The 19,851-nt window shown below is 46.8% G+C and carries 21 protein-coding genes; 5 read left to right on the top strand and 16 right to left on the bottom strand.

Annotation, left to right across the window (positions count from 1 at the left end; translation table 11 throughout):
- Positions 1-3: 3 nt before the first annotated feature.
- Together HQN79_RS06035 and HQN79_RS06030 are read right to left on the bottom strand one after the other, a co-directional pair.
- Positions 4-315 (bottom strand): hypothetical protein, encoded by a 312-nt coding sequence (locus tag HQN79_RS06035; RefSeq protein ID WP_173285035.1) that lies wholly within the window; start codon positions 313-315, stop codon positions 4-6.
- A gap of 360 nt (positions 316-675) precedes the next feature.
- Positions 676-1,119: a hypothetical protein gene (locus tag HQN79_RS06030; protein ID WP_173285032.1), complete on the bottom strand. Its 444-nt coding sequence runs from the start codon at positions 1,117-1,119 to the stop codon at positions 676-678.
- 374 nt (positions 1,120-1,493) lie between these two features.
- Between HQN79_RS06030 and HQN79_RS06025 the strand changes: the two genes are divergently transcribed.
- The 4 genes from HQN79_RS06025 (at position 1,494) to HQN79_RS06010 (ending at position 6,550) form a co-directional block, all read left to right on the top strand.
- Entirely contained in the window at positions 1,494-3,008 is a 1,515-nt protein-coding gene (locus HQN79_RS06025; RefSeq protein ID WP_173285029.1) for an RNA polymerase factor sigma-54, read from the top strand.
- Between the two features lie 205 nt (positions 3,009-3,213).
- Entirely contained in the window at positions 3,214-4,143 is a 930-nt protein-coding gene (locus HQN79_RS06020) for a cupin domain-containing protein (protein ID WP_173285026.1), read from the top strand.
- 78 nt (positions 4,144-4,221) lie between these two features.
- Entirely contained in the window at positions 4,222-4,935 is a 714-nt protein-coding gene (locus HQN79_RS06015; protein ID WP_173285023.1) for a response regulator transcription factor, read from the top strand.
- Positions 4,936-4,996: 61 nt separating this feature from the next.
- Positions 4,997-6,550 (top strand): ATP-binding protein, encoded by a 1,554-nt coding sequence (locus HQN79_RS06010; RefSeq protein ID WP_173285021.1) that lies wholly within the window; start codon positions 4,997-4,999, stop codon positions 6,548-6,550.
- Positions 6,551-6,695: 145 nt separating this feature from the next.
- Here HQN79_RS06010 and HQN79_RS06005 read toward each other — a convergent pair whose 3' ends face one another.
- The gene (locus HQN79_RS06005) at positions 6,696-8,063 is read right to left on the bottom strand and encodes an SPOR domain-containing protein (protein WP_173285019.1); all 1,368 of its coding nucleotides are present in this window, start codon (positions 8,061-8,063) and stop codon (positions 6,696-6,698) included.
- Positions 8,064-8,157: 94 nt separating this feature from the next.
- Between HQN79_RS06005 and HQN79_RS12120 the strand changes: the two genes are divergently transcribed.
- The gene (locus HQN79_RS12120) at positions 8,158-8,286 is read left to right on the top strand and encodes a hypothetical protein (protein ID WP_275284656.1); all 129 of its coding nucleotides are present in this window, start codon (positions 8,158-8,160) and stop codon (positions 8,284-8,286) included.
- A 2-nt stretch (positions 8,287-8,288) separates the two neighbouring features.
- On the opposite strand, the gene HQN79_RS06000 is transcribed toward HQN79_RS12120, so the two are convergent.
- The 13 genes from HQN79_RS06000 to katG all read right to left on the bottom strand — a co-directional run bounded on the left by HQN79_RS06000 (position 8,289) and on the right by katG (position 19,766).
- Positions 8,289-8,705, bottom strand: a complete 417-nt coding sequence (locus HQN79_RS06000) for a YchJ family protein (RefSeq protein ID WP_173285017.1) — start codon at positions 8,703-8,705, stop codon at positions 8,289-8,291.
- Positions 8,705-10,123, bottom strand: coding sequence for an MATE family efflux transporter (locus HQN79_RS05995; protein ID WP_238843323.1), 1,419 nt, complete (start codon positions 10,121-10,123; stop codon positions 8,705-8,707). Before HQN79_RS05995 ends, HQN79_RS06000 begins: the two co-directional genes overlap by 1 nt.
- Positions 10,124-10,155: 32 nt before the next feature.
- A complete protein-coding gene (locus HQN79_RS05990; protein WP_173285015.1) occupies positions 10,156-10,572 on the bottom strand; it encodes a hypothetical protein in 417 nt (138 codons plus the stop codon).
- 29 nt (positions 10,573-10,601) lie between these two features.
- Positions 10,602-11,213 carry an NUDIX domain-containing protein gene (locus tag HQN79_RS05985; protein ID WP_173285013.1) on the bottom strand — a complete coding sequence of 204 codons (612 nt, stop codon included), beginning with the start codon at positions 11,211-11,213 and terminating at the stop codon, positions 10,602-10,604.
- Positions 11,214-11,226: 13 nt separating this feature from the next.
- Positions 11,227-12,312, bottom strand: a complete 1,086-nt coding sequence (gene alr, locus HQN79_RS05980; RefSeq protein WP_173285011.1) for an alanine racemase — start codon at positions 12,310-12,312, stop codon at positions 11,227-11,229.
- 56 nt (positions 12,313-12,368) lie between these two features.
- Entirely contained in the window at positions 12,369-13,814 is a 1,446-nt protein-coding gene (dnaB, locus tag HQN79_RS05975; RefSeq protein WP_173285009.1) for a replicative DNA helicase, read from the bottom strand.
- Positions 13,815-13,980: 166 nt separating this feature from the next.
- The gene (gene rplI / locus HQN79_RS05970; RefSeq protein WP_173285007.1) at positions 13,981-14,430 is read right to left on the bottom strand and encodes a 50S ribosomal protein L9; all 450 of its coding nucleotides are present in this window, start codon (positions 14,428-14,430) and stop codon (positions 13,981-13,983) included.
- A 17-nt stretch (positions 14,431-14,447) separates the two neighbouring features.
- Positions 14,448-15,338, bottom strand: a complete 891-nt coding sequence (locus HQN79_RS05965) for a DUF2232 domain-containing protein (protein ID WP_173285005.1) — start codon at positions 15,336-15,338, stop codon at positions 14,448-14,450.
- A gap of 34 nt (positions 15,339-15,372) precedes the next feature.
- The gene (gene rpsR, locus HQN79_RS05960) at positions 15,373-15,600 is read right to left on the bottom strand and encodes a 30S ribosomal protein S18 (RefSeq protein WP_173285003.1); all 228 of its coding nucleotides are present in this window, start codon (positions 15,598-15,600) and stop codon (positions 15,373-15,375) included.
- Positions 15,601-15,605: 5 nt separating this feature from the next.
- Positions 15,606-15,959 carry a 30S ribosomal protein S6 gene (gene rpsF / locus HQN79_RS05955; RefSeq protein ID WP_173285001.1) on the bottom strand — a complete coding sequence of 118 codons (354 nt, stop codon included), beginning with the start codon at positions 15,957-15,959 and terminating at the stop codon, positions 15,606-15,608.
- 238 nt (positions 15,960-16,197) lie between these two features.
- Positions 16,198-16,908, bottom strand: coding sequence for an orotidine-5'-phosphate decarboxylase (pyrF, locus tag HQN79_RS05950; protein ID WP_173284999.1), 711 nt, complete (start codon positions 16,906-16,908; stop codon positions 16,198-16,200).
- Between the two features lie 30 nt (positions 16,909-16,938).
- A complete protein-coding gene (locus HQN79_RS05945; RefSeq protein ID WP_173284997.1) occupies positions 16,939-17,289 on the bottom strand; it encodes a LapA family protein in 351 nt (116 codons plus the stop codon).
- Between the two features lie 305 nt (positions 17,290-17,594).
- On the bottom strand, positions 17,595-19,766 hold the full coding sequence (katG, locus tag HQN79_RS05940; RefSeq protein WP_173284995.1) for a catalase/peroxidase HPI: 2,172 nt from the start codon (positions 19,764-19,766) through the stop codon (positions 17,595-17,597).
- Positions 19,767-19,851: the final 85 nt, after the last annotated feature.

The raw sequence follows: 19,851 nt of genomic DNA, 5'->3' as shown, positions 1-19,851 counted from the left end.
GGGTCAGTTACGGTGATTGTAATCTAATTCCTCAACCAGTTTACGGCGCTCTTCATTGAGTGCCGCTAGCTTTTTATGGTCGGACAAGTCAGCCGTTTGCGTCATCAGAGCCCTCAGGGGGCGGATCGACTCAAAGTCGATCATATCCAGACGGGCTTTGATCTGCTCAACCCGCTCTTGCGTCAATTCCGAGGAAGCCATCAAAATCTGCTCTCTTTCGGATTCGGTAATTTCCATCCAGTCAGCTTTGATCAGATGTTCCTGACCGACAGGAATAACAAATACTTCATTGTGCATATCTTTAAAAAATTTCATACCGTCTCCTAAACGACACTCCACTCTTTACACTGATTGCCAGCCTGTTTGCAAGTGCTTGAATAATCAGTAAAGTTTGATGTCTGAAACCATCCTTTCGGCATGGCTCGTTTTTGTATTTCTACCGAAAAGAGAGCGCTTGCGATAGATCAATAGGCACTTTAATTGATTCGGCGTAATTTAATTTGCCGTCAACCTAGGGTTTTAGGATCAAAAGGTGAAATAAAGACAAAGAAATAACCGTAGTCGGTTGAATCAGATAGGTGTCAAAAAGGAAGCGATTAGAAACGTAATGCGGGTGATCCGGAATTGGCTCAAGACCGGGTCAGTGAAGTGCCCGGTCTAAAGACAGACTGTCTTTTATTGGACGTGCTGCATCAGAATACTGACAAGCGGAATCATCGAAACCAATGCCAGCAGGATCGGTATCCAGGATTTCTCTTCCTTACGCATTGAACCGAAAATACCGGCGATAAAGGCCACACCCGCGCCAATCCAGGCAATCGGCGGGAAAACCAGACTGAATACGATCGCAGTGACACCCGCGACCATACCAAGCGTTGTTGCATTGCCCGGCTTGTATGTCTTGGTGTTGCGCATATCATCCGGTAAAGAGCTTGCAGACTTCAGTCTGGCGATAATGGCGTTCAAATCTGCTTCAGTTAGTTCATCCTGAACAATCTCTGTATCGCTCATGCCTAAAGTGATCTTTTTTTGGCGATAAAGTTCTTTGACTAAATCTTCCCAAGTCGCCTCGTCAGGCAGGGCATTAACAATACTTAGTGCGTCCTCTTTAATCGACATTTTTACTCCTCGTCCGATATAAGCGTTTTGTTCACCATTTAGTGACTAACGAAAATGGTGTTTCGTCCAATTTTGACACTGGAACGAAAATCTTCAATTGAAATTGTGTTTCCCTTAGGCAATTTTCTATTGTTTAAGGTAGAATTTGTTTTAAGCTTTTGGAGAAAAGCACAAATTAAACCAGTTTCTAATTAAGTCAGTTTTTAAAGAGATTGTAAAAATCTTCTAAAGTTTACATTAGGAAACTGGAATGGTATCCGCGTTGGCTCAGCGCCACGGAATTAAAACCTAATTGGCGTTTATTATATCCAGATTAGCGGTTATTACTAATTCAATTGATTTGCTCATAGATACAAAAACAAGAAGGTCTCCTTATGGCGCTAATGCCCGGCTTGCAGCTCAACATCGGTCAGCAGTTAAAGCTGACGCCACAGTTACAGCAATCCATTAAAATCCTGCAATATTCAGCGATGGAAGTTCAGCAGACGATCGATACGATGCTGGAAACCAACTTCATGCTTGAGGTAGATGAAGAAGAAATCGGCTCCGATGAAAATGATGCCCGTAAGGAAGACGAAAAGGACAGTGGCGGCGACGAAGAGCTGACAAAAGAAGAACAGCCTCTGGATATCGAACATGACAACCAGATCGATGACAATATCGAACTGGATATGCAATGGGATGAAGTCTTTTCCGACCACACCTCTTCCTCTGCCGGTAGCGACAGCGCTGAAAGCACTGCGGCGGAAAACTATACCAGTGCCGAAACCACGCTACACGACCACCTGCAATGGCAGTTGGACGTTGCTCCATTTGACGAACGTCAGACGGTACTTGCCAGCTATATAATCGATGACATAAACGATGAAGGTTTTCTCGGCAGCGGAAGCGATCTGGATTCGTTGTTGGCAACCATTAATGACAATGAAACCGACGATGAGCACCCTCTGTATTCCCTAGAAGAGCTGGAAGCCACGCTTAAACAGGTGCAACAGTTCGAACCTAACGGCGTGGCCGCTCGCAATTTACAGGAATCACTGTTGTTGCAGCTGGCGGGCTTCCCGCAAACACCTTATGTCGTCACGGCGCAAAAACTGATTGAAGAAAACTTCGACTGGCTCACTTTCCATGACCATAAACGCATTAAAAAGGTATACGGCCTGAATGACGAAGAACTCAATACCCTTTTGCGTCTTATTCAGAGCTTGAACCCCCGCCCGGGTCGCGACTTTTCGCCAACGCAATCGGAGGTTGTCATTCCCGATCTGCGCCTGAAACGTTTGAAAAACGGCTGGGTAGTCGAACTGAATCAGGATGCCTTCCCGCGCTTAAGCGTAAATTCAACTTATCTGAAACTGGCCAGCGAACTGGACGACTCGGATCAGAACAAGCGTATTAAAGATCAGGTTAATGAAGCCAAAGGTTTGATTAAAAGCATTCAGAACCGCGGTGAAACCCTGTTACGTGTCGGAACCTTTATTGTCGACCGCCAGCAAAGCTTTTTCGAGGAAGGCGAGCAGGCGATGAAACCCTTGGTTCTCAGAGAGGTCGCCGAGCACCTGGATCTACACGAGTCCACCATTTCTCGCGCTACCAACCAGAAATATATTCAAACGCCTCGCGGTACCTTTGAACTTAAATATTTCTTCTCGACCGGCGTCAGCCAGTACGGCAGTGCTGATCAGTCGGCAACGGCCATCAAAGCGCATATCAAGCAGCTGATTGACGAAGAAGATCCGAAAAAGCCGCTTAGTGACAGCAAGTTGATGAAGATTCTTGAAGAGGAAAAAGATATTTCGGTGGCGCGACGTACAATTGCAAAATATCGTGAAGCCATGAATATTCCATCATCAAGTGAACGTAAACGTTTAAATAAATACAAATTTTAATCTCAAAACCTGACCACCTTGGCCTATAAAATATACAGAGGTCAAGGTTGATCAGCGTTTCATAAGCGTGCGTTATTGTAACCATAAACGAAAATCCGCTTACATTCTCGCCCGTTCGATAGTAATAACCCTGATATCAATTTATAATTAGAATAATTTTCATTTAACCCGTTCACAAACGAAAACGTTTAAAAGGTGATCAGACATGCAACAACACAAGGTTGAACAAATTCAGGAAGCCGCCCAGCAAAAATGGGAACGTCAGGCTGAAGTTAAGGAATATATGTCGGCAGTTAACCCACCTATGCCTAAAATCGAGATTGTGCACTACCCGAGTGCACTGCATCAGGAAGGTGAAACCCGCATTATTTCGTTTGACCAGTCTGAAAAGCTACAGACTCCATACCCTGCGACCACTCCGAATCTTCTGGCTAACTATCTGCGTATCTGCGCCGGCGACACTTTGAAAACCGAAGTCAGCGCAAGCTCGCAGCTCTTTTATGTTATCCGTGGTAAAGGCCGAACCCAGATGAAACACGGCACGATGGAGTGGAAGGAAGGCGATCTGTTTACTCTTCCAGCCGTTCCGGACGCTCTACACAGTGCCGATGAAGACACGGCAATCTATTGGGTTCATGATGCACCGATTATTGAATATCTTGGTGCCAAGCCGAATAAGGAACGCTTTGAGCCGGTTCTGTATACCAAAGAACGTCTGAATAAAGAGTTGGACGATGTCCGTAAAGTTGCCGCAGGTCGAAACCGTACCGGGATCTTGCTGTCAAATCCGAACTTCCCGCTCACCATGACTATCACCCACACTCTGTGGGCGCTGTATAACGTTTTGCCTGGAAATGTAACCCAGAAGCCGCATCGCCATAACTCAATCGCTCTGGATTTTGTGGTTTCCGCCGGACCGGATACCTACACCCTGCTTGGTAAAGAGTTAAATGAAGACGGCTCGATCAAAGACCCGATCAAAGCAATGTGGACACCTGGCTCCGTTTTCGTTACACCTCCGGGCTGGTGGCACTCACACCATAACGATTCCGGCGAAGATGCGATCGTACTGCCGATTCAAGATGCTGGATTAATTATGAATATGCAGCTTCTGGACTTCCATCACGTAGAATAAATCAGAGATAATGCGGCTTATATAGAAATATATAAGCCGTTTTTTATTGAGTGAAGTCATAACAGAAAGGAATCGCTTATGCAGAACACCGAATATCGTATTGCGATTATTGAAGATGATCCGATTCAACTGGAAACACTGGTTTCCGCGCTGGAACAACAAGGATTTGTTGTTGAGGCATTTTCCGATCGCCCTAGCGCCGAAGCGGCGTTTGCCAAACAACTGCCGGATCTTGTCATTTCCGATATTATCCTCGGCTCGGAAATGGACGGTGGTTTTGATTTGGCCAAACATTTGCTGAGTTACAACCAACCGATTCCAATCATTTTCCTCTCGGAACGTCAGTCTGAATTCGACATCTATACCGGCCACGCTTTGGGTGCAATTGATTATCTGCCAAAACCGATCAGTCTCAATGTCCTGATCGTCAAGGTTAAAAACCTGCTACGCATTACCAGCTCCAGTAAAACCGATGAGCAGGATGCGGACAAGTCTAAAATCCAGGAACTGGAGTTATCCTCAAGCCAATTTAAGGCTTACTGGCATGGTAAACCGCTGGATTTGACAGCCACCGAATTCGAAATGCTACGCCAGTTTGCTACCGCCGGCGAAGGTAATGTGGTCACTTATGACGCGCTGCAACAATCGACCCAAGGGGTAGTTGAACGTAACACGATCAATACGCATATCTGTCGTATCCGCAACGCCTTTAAGAAAATCACTCCGGAATTCAATCTGATTCAGAATGAATACGGTCGTGGCTATTCCTGGCAACAGGAAAACAACGACTAGGTGATGCCGACTCATTAAGAGTTCGCCGATTTTAAGCAAGTAACAGGACAAACGCATTTTAATGTTTCGTTTTATTCAGAAAAACTACCGTCTTTCAATACGAGACCGGCTTTTCATCCTGTTACTGCTACTGACGATACTGCCTTTTCTAGCCTACCGTTTCGCGATTGATCTGCATCGTATCATGCTGAACAATCAGGCAATTGTGCAACAGCAAACCGTAGAAAATCTGGCCCTTATTCTGGAAAACCGAACCGACCTCTGGGCGCTGCAGATTCAGTCTGGAAAACCAACCCGTCTCTCCCACCTTAACTTAAATAATTCCGTTTTGTGGGTCGTCAACGAATATGGCCAGACCACCTATGTCGTCGGGAAATTGCCGGATAAGGAAGAGAATCCGGACACCGGTTTTTTTACCACGACCGGTAAACTGCTTATTAAAACTCTGGCGACCTTTATTCCCTATTCTTTGCCCTACCCTTACCCACAGAGTCCGCAACCGGAAATTACTCTGATCCGCCATTCACTGAACGGCCAGACATTACAACAGTATCGCATGGACAGTGACGGCAACCCGGTTTCCCTGATGTCTGCCACGCCGCTTATGGTACAAAACCGCATTATCGGCTCTCTTGTTCTGGAACAAAGGATGGAAACGTTATTCAGCGACAGCTTGAATTATTTCTATCGTCTGATTGGTATAGGAGCAGCGATATTCTTTATCGTAATTGTCGGTGCGATCATTCATACGGCTTCTTTATCAAACAGAATCATACGTTTAGATGATGATGTTAAGAAAACTTTCGATCTTAAAGGACGCTTAACACAACTCGATTTTCCCGATCGTCAGAGCCGTATTTACCAGGATGAACTCTCCGATCTGCGCCATCACATCTATGAGATGCTCAAACAGCTCGGTTCCTATGAGCGATACCTTAAGCAATTACCGAAAACCCTGCGCCATGAATTGCATAACCCGTTAAACCGGCTTTCCATGGCTTTGACGCTGCTGGAAAAAGAAACCGAGCATCATCAACTCGATTACGCCAAACACGCTTTGACGCAATTGAAACAGATTATCGCCTCCCTTTCCGAAGCCACCAGTATTGAAGACAGTCTGCACAGTCAACAGCCGGAAGCATTTCCAATTGGCCTGATGTTACGACACTATATCGATAATATTCTGGTTCTGCACCCGGACTATCAAATCAGTTCCGATTTAAAACTGGATGATCATGTGCAACTACTTGGGGATGGCTTTATGATCGAACAGATGATGGACAAACTGCTGAGCAATGCCAATGATTTTTCAGACGGTAAGATGCCGATCCGGATTCGCGCCGCTAAAATCGGCAGTCAGATCGAAATTCGTGTCGAAAACAGCGGTCCGCCTCTTCCTAAAGGACATGAAAAGCAGATTTTCGACGGTATGACCTCAATGCGTGCCCTAAACCAGGGACAAGCCCACCTGGGTCTTGGCTTGCATATTGTTAAACTGATCGTGGATTTCCATCAAGGCTCGGTCAGCGCTGATAACAGTCAGTTTATCTATAAAGGGCAAAACCTAAGCGGCGTCAGCTTTAAAATTCTGCTACCGATACACAAACTGGCTTAATTAACTTTTGTCAGCAAATCCCTTTTTCTCAACCGAGCCAAGTGTATTCGGACTTCACCAATTTCATTAATAAATTAAACACATAAAAAAACCGGTGACTGTCAGAAACCGGTTTAATAAAAATGACGTTTGTAAATTCAGCCGTTTAATCGATTCGTTTGATCAGGTCGCCGACTTTTCTGCGCCATGGAGAAATCCCCGTCTCTTTCTTAATGCTACGAGACAGCGCATCCGCGTCGTTGCGTTCGGCAAAAGAGCCGGTTACCAGCACATAACCGAGTTTACCGTTTCGTACCTGTGGAATGATTTTGGCATCTTTAATTTCTCTGTCTTTGATCATACCTTGTAGCGATTTCTCGTCGTACATGCTGGCCAATTGCAGAATGTAATGCTGCGCAGGTTGTTCCATCAACCATTTCACATCGGCGGTGTAGTTTTTCTTAGGCTCGACAGGTGTTTCAACTGTTGCCACATCTGCTGCTTGCTTTTCAACCAGTGAGATCAATTGCTGATCCGCGACCGGTTCGGAAATACTCGGCTCGGTCGGCGCAATCGGTTGCGCAATCGCCTCGTCGCCGACCGCGACTTTAACCGGTGTCTGGAAAGGCTTGATAAAAGGCTTTTTACCATCCGTATTAAGCTGACTGCTTTCCAGCTTCTGCAGCTTTTGCACTACTTCCGTAAGTTTTTCAGTGATGCCGTTTTCTGAAGCAGACAGTTCTTCCGATTGTTCATCCTTGTCATTCTTGTATTGCTTCAACTGCGTTTTAAGTTGAGTAATTTGAGATTCAAGAGTCACCAGCTGATTCTGCAGCGAACGGATTTTTTCCTGATTATCACTGGCCGTAGTCAGGCTGGCTTCTGCACTCAACGGTAACTGCTTTAACTGTGACTGAAGGTCTTCGATCTTAGCCAGGTTTTTCTCGTTGCTGTCCGTTACCGCCAAAAGCTCTTTATGGACACTGTTGTAACCCACGACGACTACGCCAAGCGTTGTAAGCAAAAGGGTTAAACTGATCGCTACACCGGCAACCATAGAACGGTTGGAAGACTTTTCTCCAGGACTTCCTGCGGTTTGCAGGCGCTCGGATTCGTTAAAACCGGACGCAGCCGATGGTGTATGCGTTGGCGAGGACGTGCCGCTACTGCGAAGAGAAAGGCGTACACTTTCCAGATCATCATCCGGTGCGGGATCCTTAACACTGCTGTTTAATTCGTCACTGGCACGCATATAAGGATCGGTATTTAAACGCTTAGAGGCGATTTGAGCGCTCGGCTCAGGCTCGGAAAAAGCATACGGATTGCTCCCTGCTTCGTCTCGTTCGCGCACCGTGTCCGAGACATTACGTTCTGCCTGTAGAGCACTTTCCGGAACGACCTCACTGGCGGCTTTCAGCCAATCTTGCAGAGAGTGTTCCGAACTCTCGGAGGAGGACATGGATTTCGCCTTGTTTTCAATCTCTTCTAGGATCTTGGCGCGTTCAGCTTCCAATTCTGAAATGGTATTAGCCATAGTTAAACTTCATCATTCCCTGAGCATAATTGTGAAATTATTGTAGAATGCTTTGCGTGAAAAAGATATATCTTAACCAAGGAGATTTGCGCACATGCCTGATATGCAGAGTGTCGGCGACGCACTTTTGATTACCCTGGCGCTTTTAGGTGCCTCCATTCTTGTGGTTGGCCTGCTAATGTGGTGGTTGTATCGTGTTTTCAGAAATAAAGAAGAACGGTAATTTTATTTAATTTCTCCATCGACATAAACCCAGTGGCCTGAAGGGTCACGTCGAAAATAGCTGGTTTCATGCAAGTCACCTTCCTGCGGTGGTTGAGGGTTTAAAAGTGGATTATCCGTTTGCAGGCGATAATGCGCAACAAAGGTCACCCACCCCTCCTGATCTCTCTTACGGCCTTTTTTGCGGCCATTGATTTTCAATAGCGTCCATTGCAAACCTTGTTCAAAATCGACTTTTTCCGGGCGCGTCGATTCATCCCAAGTCGTAAGCAGATAGCGCTCATCTCGTTTAACAAAGGCGCTGTAGCGCGAACGCATCAAGGCTTCCGCAGTTTCGGGTTTGGCTTGCGCGCTATGAAAGGCGCCGCAGCATTCCGGATAGGTTTTGCCCGAGCCACATGGACACAGTTCCTGATTCATTAATCGTAATCCCCTTTTGTAACCACATGCGACAACTGCATTTCCGTATACAGAAAAGGCAGTTGATAACGAAGTCGCCATACAAGAAGTACGGCCGCTACAGATAAGCCCAGACAGATCCCGAGCCAGAAACCGACAACGCCCAACGGTGCCGTGATCAAGTCGGTAAAACTCAGTACATACCCCAATCCAATACCGATAAGCCAATAGCTGACAAAAGTTACCCACATTGTCACTTTAGTATCGTGAAAGCCTCGCAGGATACCCGCCGTAGAGACCTGAACCGAATCAAATATCTGATAGATCGCCGCCAATATAAGCAAAGTAATTGTAACCGCTATGACAGCAGTATCTTCGGTGTACAACCCGATCAGTTCATGTCGGAAAAAATAGGTATTTAACGCCAGGAAAGCCCCCATCATCAATGCATAAAAGTAACCGACCTGAATTACTTGCCGTAGGCGATTTAAATCCCCCCTGCCATACTCCTGACCGATCCGTACTGTTAAAGCCATACTCAGACTCAACGGCAGCATAAACGCCATTGAAGTCACACTGATCGCGATCTGTTGACCGGCCAGCACTGTCGCACCGAGAGGCGCGACAAAGAGCGCGATCAATGTAAACAGGCTGACTTCGAACAGCAAGGCCATCGCATTCGGAATTCCGATTTTCAAGGCCGGGAGGACGCCCAGTTTCCAGTGCTTAGGCAACAGATTGGAGCAATTAATATGCTGACGGGTGTTCGGGTTGCGGTAAACATAAACCAAGCCGATAGCCAACATCAGCCACATGACTATCGCACTGGCCACACCGCAGCCTGCCGCACCCAGAGGATCGATTCCGAAGCCGCCATAGATAAACAGAGCGTTGAGAGGAATATTGCAGATCAAAGCAATGAAACTGATCCACATGGTCGGTAAAGTTTGCCCAAGCCCTTCCCAATAGAACCTTAATGCCTGGTAGAACGCGATTGCCGGAAGCCCCCAGGCGATATAGCGCAGATAATCGTCGGTCAGACGATATACCTCGCTATTTAATTCAAGAATATCCAGCACCGGCTGCATATTGTTCAATATAAATGCGCTCAAAAGCCCAATCGGCAAAGCGAGCAGAATCCCCTGACCAAGAAAAACGGAAACGGCTGCATTATCATGTCGTCCGAAGGCTTTTGCGACCAGAGGCGTAATTGCCAGTAATACACCCGTGCCGAAAATAAACACCGGCAACATAATGCTTGATCCCAGTCCTATTGCAGCCAAATCATTAGTTCCCGACCACCCGGACATTAAAGTATCGACGACGCCTAGTGCGGTTAATGCAAGCTGTGCAAGAAGGATTGGAAAGGCAAGCCTGAGGAGTATCTTCGACTCTTGACGGAAACGCCGTGACGAAATAGAAAAAAAAGATGCTGGCAAAGGAGGAGTCTCAGTCAAACATCAAAAAGGCTTCACTGAGAAGACTCTTTGGAAGTGTTTTTTTTAGGTTTGCTATCCGAGGCATCCGTATCGTCAGGGTTCCAGTACCCCTCGCCGAATTCCGTTTCCGCTTCCTCAACCAGTTGATTCTGACGATTAAGCTCTTCTTCAGTTGGCTCGATATGTACAATCCAAGATGGTTTAAGGTAAATCAACGCAACCTTAATTCCCCAATAGACCAGAGCGTAGATCATGATCGCCATTGCCAGTACCAGAGGCAGACCAACCAAAAGATCGATGATCAGAGCATGACCGGCAAAAATCTTTTCAACCAGCTCTTTTTCCAGAAAGGCAAATTCCAACCAGAACAGAACCGCAATCCAACTCAACAAGATGGCCCACGGATTGAGTTTAGGGTGAATTCGGCTATTGCGGAAAAGACATAACATAATAAAAATTCGACTTGGTTAAAGGTGGGTTAACAAAGGCCAGCATCATTTTGGCGCTGAAAAAACAGCCATTGCAAAGCGATAATTGTGCTGGCTACATTATAGTGCCCATTGAGGAGATTTTGTTTAGCTTCATCAAAAGGGATCTTGAGAACCTTGATGTCTTCGACATCTTCTTCCAATCCGGCAAAATCCGCGACATCATTAATATCGATCTGAGCGGCAAACAGGTGCAACACTTCATCCGAACCGCCCGGACTCGGATAAAACTTGCAGACATATTCTGCCGCCGGGATATCAATGCCCGCCTCTTCCTTGGCTTCGCGCACGGCAGCCTGCTCAGCCGTCTCACCAGAATCGATCATACCGGCAATCGGCTCGATCAGCCATGCCTTGTCCGGTGAATTTGCCTTTTGGGCGTGCACTAAAGCCCCTGCCCGACACTGTTCGATCAATATGAGTTCTTCGGCCTGCGAATCATACAAAAGCAGCACCGCCGCTTCACCGCGACCGAACAGTTCTCGATCGATTTCCGCACTCATTCCACCTGCGTAAAGACTATGTTGATAGCGAAGAATATCAATACGAAAAAAGCCGCTATAACCTTGTCTTGTATTCAGTATATTCAGCTGTTTACTCATATGAATCCCGCCATCATCGAACTTCAATCAGCGGAACTCTGGAAGTCACACCGGTGAGTAATTCATAACTGATGGTACCGCACCATTTGGCAACTTCATCCGCAGTAAGTGCCTCTTCGCCCCAGAGAACGACACGGTCACCAACCTTCACCTGGTTGACCATCGGAGTCAAATCTACAGTAATCATATCCATAGACACTCTCCCGACCATGCGCACCCGTACTCCGTTAACCAGCACCGGTGTTCCTTCTTTGGCATGGCGCGGATAGCCATCGGCATAGCCGATAGCAACCACGCCGACATAGGTGTCTTTAGGGGCCTGCCAGGCATTGCCGTAGCCGACAAATTCGCCTTTAGGAATCCATTTGAGTGACAGGATCTGCGATTCAAGACGCATAACCGGTTTGAAGTTATGTTGCGATCCCGTCGGATTACCGCATCCGTACAAAAGAATCCCGGGGCGAACCCAATCGTAATGGCTGGCGGGATAATGCAGAATGCCTGCCGAATTAGCCAGGCTTTTCGGCACCGGCCAAGTTTCAGTACTGTCATTAAAGCAGTCGATTTGCGCCAGCGTAAAGTCGCGTGAAAAACCATCTTGCTCATCAGCCGAAGCAAAATGCGAAATAAAATGGATTTGGAAAGCGCTGCTCTTATTCAATAGTTGCTGAACCACGCTTTCTACCGCATCCGGGTGGAAACCAAGACGATGCATACCGGTATCGATCTTAATCCAGACATTAAGTGTCGTGTCAAAAGGATAGTCCAGAAGCCATTCCAACTGATGCTGCGAATGCAGCACCAGATCCAGACGATTCTGGATAACAACGGGAATTTCTGATGCGGAAAAAAGACCTTCGAGCAGAACGATACGGTGCAAATAGCCTTTTTGCCGCAAGACCAGCGCTTCTTCAATCGAGGTCACCGCAAAACCGTCGGCTTCCGATAACTGCTGGGCAACGCGACAGATACCGTGACCATAGCCATTGGCCTTGATGACCGCCATGACCTTGGATTGCGGCGACAACTTTTTAATCAGCTTTAGATTGTGACTTAAAGCGGGCAGAGAGACATAGGCTTTGGTAGGACGATAAATCATGCCAGATAGAATCCTTTCGTACGGCAATAATTTTGCATAACGCTGTAAACCATTGATTAATGCTCGATGTCGAAGGCAGCATGGTTTTCGAAACGGGTATATTCACCAATAAAGGTCAAGCGTACCGTTCCCAAGGCACCGTTACGATGTTTCCCGAGTATGATTTCAGCGATACCTTTATCCTCGGAGTCGTCGTGATAGACCTCATCACGGTAGATGAAGATAATCAAGTCGGCATCCTGCTCGATCGCCCCGGATTCACGCAAATCCGACATTACAGGGCGTTTATTGGGACGTTGTTCCAGACTGCGGTTCAACTGCGAAAGTGCAATGACCGGAATATTAAGTTCTTTCGCTAAGGCCTTGAGTCCTCGGGAAATTTCCGAAATTTCGTTAACACGGTTTTCAGCATTCGCCGAACCGCGCATCAGTTGCAGATAATCCACCACGACCAGTCCCAAGCCGGTAACATGCTTATCCGGATCTTCATGCCCGGCCTCGACCGCTTCCTTGCGTTGCAGGTCACGAATATCTTTATCGATACGACGCGCTCTGGCACGCAACTCGGTAATCATCAGCGCAGGCGTATCATCAATGTAAATCTTTGCTTTAGAGAGGATGTTGACCGCTTTATTCAGTTTCGGCCAGTCTTCCTGCTGCAGTTTACCGGTACGCATTCGTCCGGCATCGATACGCCCGATCGAACTGATCATACGCATTGCCAGCGATTCGCCCGGCATCTCCATCGAAAAGACGGCGACCGGAGTATTATTCTTGGTCGCAATGTTTTCGGCCATGTTCATTGAGAAAGTCGTTTTACCCATCGACGGACGCCCGGCAACGATGATCAAGTCACCGTTTTGCAGACCGGCGGTAATTTCGTCAAATTGTGTGAGATGGGTTTCCTGCCCGGTGATGTGCCCTTCGGTATTGAACAGTTCGTCGATCTTATTCAATGCGGCCGTCAACAGGTTGTGCATGGTTTGATATTGACGCTCTTTCCCTTCGCCGTGCTCGGCGATCTTCATGATCTTGGATTCGGCGATATCCAGAATCTCGCGCACATCTTTTCCTTTGGGGAAATAGGCGGTTTGCGCCACTTCGTTACTGGCTTCGATCAGATTGCGTAGAATCGCCTTGTCGCGGACCAGTTGCGCATAGTAGAGAATATTGGTCGCACTTGGCGTATTTTTGACCAGCTCGACCAGATACTCTTTATTCCCAGCCAGCTCCAGGTTTCCGTTGGATTGCAACTGGTTTGCAACCGTCACCAGATCAAAGGGTTTGCTATTGCGGTTCAACTCGATAATGACATCGAAAATCGCCTGATGCTGTTTGGTATAGAAATCGGTTGTATTGACGATCGTCATCACATCATCAAGCGTCTCATTCGACAGCATTAAACCTGCCAGAACGGACTGTTCGGCATCGATGGAATGCGGTGGAACCTTAAATGGATTTTCTGCTTCTTGAGTCGAGTTTTTTGATGAATTAATCTGCATTGACGCTATCGGTTTAGTGCACAGGAAAAGGACAAACTATTATAACGTCGCCGGAAGCGTTTGCGGAAAATTAAACGCGGTAAGAGAATATTCCGGACATAAAAAAAGCGCTGACCCTTAACAAGGTCAACGCTTTTTCACAAAGTATCAGCTTATAACGAATAAATTATTCGGCAGCTTTAACTTCAACCGTTACGGTTGCAACAACGTCAGTGTGCAACTGAACGTCGATTTCGTAAGTACCTACGAAACGAAGCGCACCTTCAGGCATACGGATATCGCGACGCTCAACTTCGAAACCAGAAGCCTGCAACGCATCAGCGATGTCGTGAGTACCAACAGAACCGAATAGTTTACCTTCATCACCGGCAACAGATTCGATAGTAAATACTTGACCGTTAAGGTTTTCGTAAACGCCTTGCGCAACAGAAAGTGCCGCAGCTGCAGCCGCTTCAAGTTCAGCGCGTTGAGCTTCAAACTCAGCGATATTGTCTTTGGTAGCTGCTTTCGCTTTACCTTGTGGGATCAAAAAGTTACGCGCGTAACCAGATTTAACAGAAACTTGATCACCTAGAGTTCCTAGATTTTGTACTTTTTCAAGCAGAATAACATTCATGGCTTAAACCTCTATCTTTATTGCATTTCCTCTCGGCCCCGGAATTTTATCCAGTTATCTAAAAGGCCGACGGTAGCTAAAATCAGCATCATTTGCGGAAGTAAAAACAGCAATATATACAATCCAACCAACCAGGCGCTGCTGGCATCTTTCTGTTTGACCAGACAATGGGCAACACTGATGCCTTGGAACATCAAAACCGCTATTGCAATCCCTGAGAGATCGTATAGCAGTCGGACATCCTGTCCGAAAAACAAACCTGCAACGGCTATAGCGGCAGCGGCATAAACCGTGTTCTGCGGCAGTGTCAGCTGATGGAAATCAAGCTGAAACTGCCCAGGATAATACAGCACACTTTGATACCAGCGGCCCAGCAATAAAATGCTGTACCACAAAACCAGAGCGAAAGCCGACAGTAACATGGTTACTGACTTTGCAAGTCCTGGTATCAGTTCGGCGTCAAAATCCACACCGGATGAATCAAGAATCGGTTTAAGCTGTTGGTCGAACAAAGTCAACCACCAGTTCGTTGTATCCCCCACCATTAGGTGAAAGGCAATTAAACCGGCTCCGATCATCAACATGCCAGACTGTAGCGCCTGGGCCAGAGAATTTGTTTCTCTTAATACCACTGCCATCACATAAACCGGCAGCAGGTATTCCATAACTGCGATGACAGCAGGCCAATAGCTTCCGCTTATCATCAGGTTGGCTCCTATTTGGACGGCAACCGCCCACAGGAGGGATTTCGCCCCTTCGCCTGCGTTGATACGCAAGGTAATCAGGGCAATGATCGCACCAGCTAAAATACCGACCGGAGCGACCCAGACACTCAGGAGTGAAAGCAGAACTACCGCAATAATGGCCTGCATCGGCCCTTTCATACTGTAGTTGGCTAAGGCTAACATCCCGTGTCCTAGCTATTTCACTTCTTCAAACAAATTATTTGTGTTGATCAGTGTATGGCAACAAAGCGAGGTAACGCGCACGCTTGATTGCATTCGAAAGTTGACGCTGATACTTAGCGCTGGTTCCAGTAATACGGCTAGGAACGATTTTACCGGTTTCGGTAATGTACGCTTTCAAAGTATCAAGATCTTTATAATCAATCTGTTTTACGCCGTCTGCAGTGAAACGACAGAATTTTTTACGACCAAATCCACGAGCCATCTTTATTACTCCTTGTTCTGACGCTTATCAGCTTTGTCATCTTTACGAGCCATCATAACTGAAGGCTCAGTGATTGCTTCATCTTGCTTAACAACCATGCTGCGTAGAACTGCGTCGTTGTAATAGAAAGCATTTTCAAGCTCGTCAAGTGCTTCTTGGCCGCACTCGATGTTCATCATGATGTAATGGGCTTTGTGTACCTTATTGATCAGGTAAGCCAGCTGACGACGACCCCAGTCTTCAAGACGGTGGATTTGTCCGCCAGATTGTTCGATCATGGCCTTATAACGATCAACCATCGCAGGAACCTGCTCTGATTGGTCAGGGTGTACTAGAAATACGACTTCATAATGGCGCATTCAATTTTCTCCTTATGGATGAATAAACAGTCTCCCGAACGCTACGGTGAGACAAGGATATCAAGCAGTGCTTGAAAGACGCGGATTATAACCACTTTTTGTCTTTTTCGCAAGACACAGAATTCCGCAATCTATAAACATATTCTGTAAATATAAAAACAGCGGTAATTTCACTCGAAAACTACCGCTGTTCAATCTGTCTAAACGCTGGTTTTACAAGGCTTTAGCGACTAAAAGCTTATTCAACGTCTAACGAATCGTTTATAGATTGTAATGCCTTAATCGGATCAACCGCCTGAGTAATCGGACGCCCTATGACGAGATAACTGGAGCCGGATTTCAGCGCGTCGGCCGGTGTCATAATCCGTTTCTGATCATTAGCGGCGCTGCCTGCAGGACGGATTCCCGGCGTCACCAGACAAAAATCCTCACCCAGCTCTTTTCGTAGCATTGCCGTTTCCTGTGCAGAACACACCACACCATCCAAACCAGAGTCTTGAGTCAATTTCGCCAGACGCAACACTTGTTCTTTAGGCTCGATATCCAAGCCGATTTCGGCCAAATCTTCTCTTTGCATGCTGGTCAGGACGGTGACGGCAATTAACAGCGGCGGCTTTTCAAAGCCTGTTAAAGCCTCCTTAGCGGCTTTCATCATCTTGGAGCCGCCGGAAGCATGAACATTCACCATCCATACCCCCATACGGGCAGCGGCAGCTACCGCTTTAGCCACTGTATTCGGGATGTCATGATACTTTAGATCCAAAAAGACATCGAAGCCTTGAAATACCAACTGCTGAACGAATTCAGGACCGGCAACTGCAAATAATTCCTTACCGACTTTCAAGCGGCAGTTCTTTGGATCCAAGGGTTTAACAAACTCCAGTGCTGCGTCGGCATCGGCAAAATCAAGGGCAATTAATACTTTAGGATCATGAACGGAATTTTGCATGTGAGAAGTCATTGATTGTTTTCCACTATTTTAAGGTGACGGCAAATGATTGTTTTGGTTTGCCGGTTGTATTGCATCCAATGATTTCTGCTGCTTTGCTTCAAGCAGTTGCTTCTTCATATGAACCATTTCGTCGGACTGCTTTTGGTTAAGTCTTGTCTGCTTGCCTAGACGCCATTTGAGTTGAGTAACCTGCATTTTAATCAGCAGTGCACCGATAAGCATACCGATTACCAACATAACGGCCATAGCCAGACCCAAGGGGAATTCAACATGATAAAAAAACAGATCGAACTCAGCCAAGTGCGGGTTTAGAACCCCTAAAACCAGTCCCAAGAGGAGAAAAGCGGAGGTAAACAGCAATGAAATCAGCTTGAACATATAACCGGAAACCCTTTTGGATAAAGCTTCGACAGATTATAGAGGAAAATCACTGACATTTTGAATAAACACAAAACGAATTGACGAATAATCAGCAAGACAACTGATGGTCCCGCCTGCTGTTGCAGAACACAATAAATCGCAATCATTCGCGTAATATTGCGAATAAGATCCTGCAAACAGCACCGAGAAAGATTCTAGAAAAATAACTCATTTAATTGATATTATCGCAATTATTAAAACGATACCTCAACAATCATTTCTATTTTCCATAGATCTTAATCGTAACGAACCAAATTAACCTTTTACTTCAGATCAAACCGGTCGGCATCCATCACCTTGACCCACGCAGACACAAAATCTAGAACAAACTTTTCCCGATTATCATCCTGCGCATACACTTCCGCATAAGCCCTCAAGACGGAGTTAGAACCGAATACCAGATCCACCCGCGTTGCAGTCCACTTAAGGGCATCGCTTATGCGGTCACGAATCTCATACAGGTTTCGGCCTACAGGGCGCCAGGTATTTGCCATATCGGTCAAATTAACAAAGAAATCGTTACTGAGTACACCTATCCGATCACTGAAAACACCTTCTTTGGAAGCGGCATAATTTGCCCCCAGAACACGCATCCCACCAAGCAACACTGTCATTTCCGCAGCCGTTAACCCCATTAGTTGTGCACGATCCAGCATCATCTCTTCCGGCGAAACCGCATAATCGTCTTTCAGCCAGTTACGAAAGGCATCATGTAAAGGCTCCAGGTAGGAGAAAGATTCAATGTCTGTCATTTCGGCGCTCGCGTCCCCTCGTCCAGGAGAGAACGGCACGGTTACAGAAACGCCAAAATCAGCCGCGGCCTTCTCAATAGCCGCTGCCCCGCCAAGCACAATCAGATCCGCAAGGCTAATCGGTTGATCAAACGATAACTGTATGGATTCCAGCACGCCAAGAACTTTTTGTAAACGCATGGGTTCATTCCCCGGCCAATCTTTTTGCGGAGCAAGACGGATACGCGCCCCATTGGCTCCGCCTCGCATATCGGAGCCACGGAATGTCCGCGCACTGTCCCACGCTGTCGCGACGAGTTCAGCAACACTTAAGCCACTGGCGAGTATTTGTTCTTTCAATTCACCGATAGCCGCATCATTCAACTGGCTATTTCCCGGCGGAATCGGATCTTGCCAAATCAGATCCTCCTGCGGCACATCGGGACCAAGATAACGACTCTTTGGCCCAAGATCACGATGTGTCAGCTTAAACCAGGCACGGGCAAAGACCTCAGCAAAATAATCCGGGTTTTCATAAAACTTCTTGGAGATTTCACGGTACACAGGATCTTTGACCATGGCCATATCAGCATCGGTCATAATCGGATTATGCCGAATCATTGGATTTTCAACATCCACCGGCTTATCTTCGTCTCTTATCGCAATCGGCTCCCACTGCCAGGCACCGGCCGGCGATTTTTTCAACTCCCAATCATAAGTGAAGAGTAGATAAAAATAACCATTATCCCACTGAGTCGGATTTGCGGTCCATGCCCCCTCGAGTCCACTGGACACGGTATTGCTACCGACGCCCCTGGTACGATGATTATTCCACCCCAACCCCTGTTCTTCGATATCTGCAGCTTCGGGATCAGCCCCGAGATTTGCCGCATCTCCGTTACCGTGACATTTTCCGACCGTATGACCGCCTGCAGTCAAAGCGACGGTTTCTTCATCATTCATCGCCATACGTTTAAAAGTTTCACGCACATCCTTGGCGGTTCTCAATGGATCTGGCTTGCCATCGACCCCTTCCGGGTTAACATAAATCAAGCCCATCATAACTGCCGCGAGCGGGTTTTCCAGATCACGATCACCGGAATAACGACTCCCTTCACTTCCTGTAGGCGCTAACCACTCTTTTTCAGAGCCCCAATAGATATCTTTTTCCGGATGCCATATGTCTTCACGACCTCCAGCAAAGCCGAATGTCTTCAACCCCATGGACTCATAAGCCATATTACCGGCCAAAATCATCAAATCCGCCCAGGAGATTTTATTACCGTATTTTTTCTTAATCGGCCACAACAGACGCCGCGCCTTATCCAAATTGACATTATCCGGCCAGCTGTTTAACGGCGCGAAACGCTGATTACCGGTTCCAGCGCCACCGCGACCATCCGCTACCCGATAAGAACCGGCTGAGTGCCACGCCATACGAATCATCAAACCACCATAATGCCCCCAATCAGCCGGCCACCACTCTTGGCTGTCGGTCATCAGCGCCTTAAGATCGTTTTTAAGCGCCTGCAGATCAAGCGTCTTAAACTCGTCGGCATAGTTAAAGCCTTCCGTCATCGGATTGGTTTTCCTATCGTGCTGATGGAGAATATCCAGATTCAAAGCATTTGGCCACCAGTTCATTACTGAAGCAGCTGCCTCGGTATTGGCACCGTGCATAAAGGGACATTTACCTTGCGACATCACTCTCTCCTCAAACTTCGTGCGTAATTGCACGACCTATTTTTGTTGGCAGAGAGACCTTGTGTCTAATTAATAGATATTAATA

It is taken from the genome of Thiomicrorhabdus xiamenensis, assembly GCF_013282625.1.
GTDB classification, from domain to species: domain Bacteria; phylum Pseudomonadota; class Gammaproteobacteria; order Thiomicrospirales; family Thiomicrospiraceae; genus Thiomicrorhabdus; species Thiomicrorhabdus xiamenensis.
This window is presented reverse-complemented; position numbering and strand designations above follow the sequence as displayed.

What these genes read in the sequence shown, in the direction of transcription:
- HQN79_RS06035 (WP_173285035.1), bottom strand. Translation starts at nt 315, where the DNA reads ATGAAATTTTTTAAAGATATGCACAATGAAGTATTTGTTATTCCTGTC.
- HQN79_RS06030 (WP_173285032.1), bottom strand. Translation starts at nt 1,119, where the DNA reads ATGTCGATTAAAGAGGACGCACTAAGTATTGTTAATGCCCTGCCTGAC.
- HQN79_RS06025 (WP_173285029.1), top strand. Translation starts at nt 1,494, where the DNA reads ATGGCGCTAATGCCCGGCTTGCAGCTCAACATCGGTCAGCAGTTAAAG.
- HQN79_RS06020 (WP_173285026.1), top strand. Translation starts at nt 3,214, where the DNA reads ATGCAACAACACAAGGTTGAACAAATTCAGGAAGCCGCCCAGCAAAAA.
- HQN79_RS06015 (WP_173285023.1), top strand. Translation starts at nt 4,222, where the DNA reads ATGCAGAACACCGAATATCGTATTGCGATTATTGAAGATGATCCGATT.
- HQN79_RS06010 (WP_173285021.1), top strand. Translation starts at nt 4,997, where the DNA reads ATGTTTCGTTTTATTCAGAAAAACTACCGTCTTTCAATACGAGACCGG.
- HQN79_RS06005 (WP_173285019.1), bottom strand. Translation starts at nt 8,063, where the DNA reads ATGGCTAATACCATTTCAGAATTGGAAGCTGAACGCGCCAAGATCCTA.
- HQN79_RS12120 (WP_275284656.1), top strand. Translation starts at nt 8,158, where the DNA reads ATGCCTGATATGCAGAGTGTCGGCGACGCACTTTTGATTACCCTGGCG.
- HQN79_RS06000 (WP_173285017.1), bottom strand. Translation starts at nt 8,705, where the DNA reads ATGAATCAGGAACTGTGTCCATGTGGCTCGGGCAAAACCTATCCGGAA.
- HQN79_RS05990 (WP_173285015.1), bottom strand. Translation starts at nt 10,572, where the DNA reads ATGTTATGTCTTTTCCGCAATAGCCGAATTCACCCTAAACTCAATCCG.
- HQN79_RS05985 (WP_173285013.1), bottom strand. Translation starts at nt 11,213, where the DNA reads ATGAGTAAACAGCTGAATATACTGAATACAAGACAAGGTTATAGCGGC.
- alr (WP_173285011.1), bottom strand. Translation starts at nt 12,312, where the DNA reads ATGATTTATCGTCCTACCAAAGCCTATGTCTCTCTGCCCGCTTTAAGT.
- dnaB (WP_173285009.1), bottom strand. Translation starts at nt 13,814, where the DNA reads ATGCAGATTAATTCATCAAAAAACTCGACTCAAGAAGCAGAAAATCCA.
- rplI (WP_173285007.1), bottom strand. Translation starts at nt 14,430, where the DNA reads ATGAATGTTATTCTGCTTGAAAAAGTACAAAATCTAGGAACTCTAGGT.
- HQN79_RS05965 (WP_173285005.1), bottom strand. Translation starts at nt 15,338, where the DNA reads ATGTTAGCCTTAGCCAACTACAGTATGAAAGGGCCGATGCAGGCCATT.
- rpsR (WP_173285003.1), bottom strand. Translation starts at nt 15,600, where the DNA reads ATGGCTCGTGGATTTGGTCGTAAAAAATTCTGTCGTTTCACTGCAGAC.
- rpsF (WP_173285001.1), bottom strand. Translation starts at nt 15,959, where the DNA reads ATGCGCCATTATGAAGTCGTATTTCTAGTACACCCTGACCAATCAGAG.
- pyrF (WP_173284999.1), bottom strand. Translation starts at nt 16,908, where the DNA reads ATGCAAAATTCCGTTCATGATCCTAAAGTATTAATTGCCCTTGATTTT.
- HQN79_RS05945 (WP_173284997.1), bottom strand. Translation starts at nt 17,289, where the DNA reads ATGTTCAAGCTGATTTCATTGCTGTTTACCTCCGCTTTTCTCCTCTTG.
- katG (WP_173284995.1), bottom strand. Translation starts at nt 19,766, where the DNA reads ATGTCGCAAGGTAAATGTCCCTTTATGCACGGTGCCAATACCGAGGCA.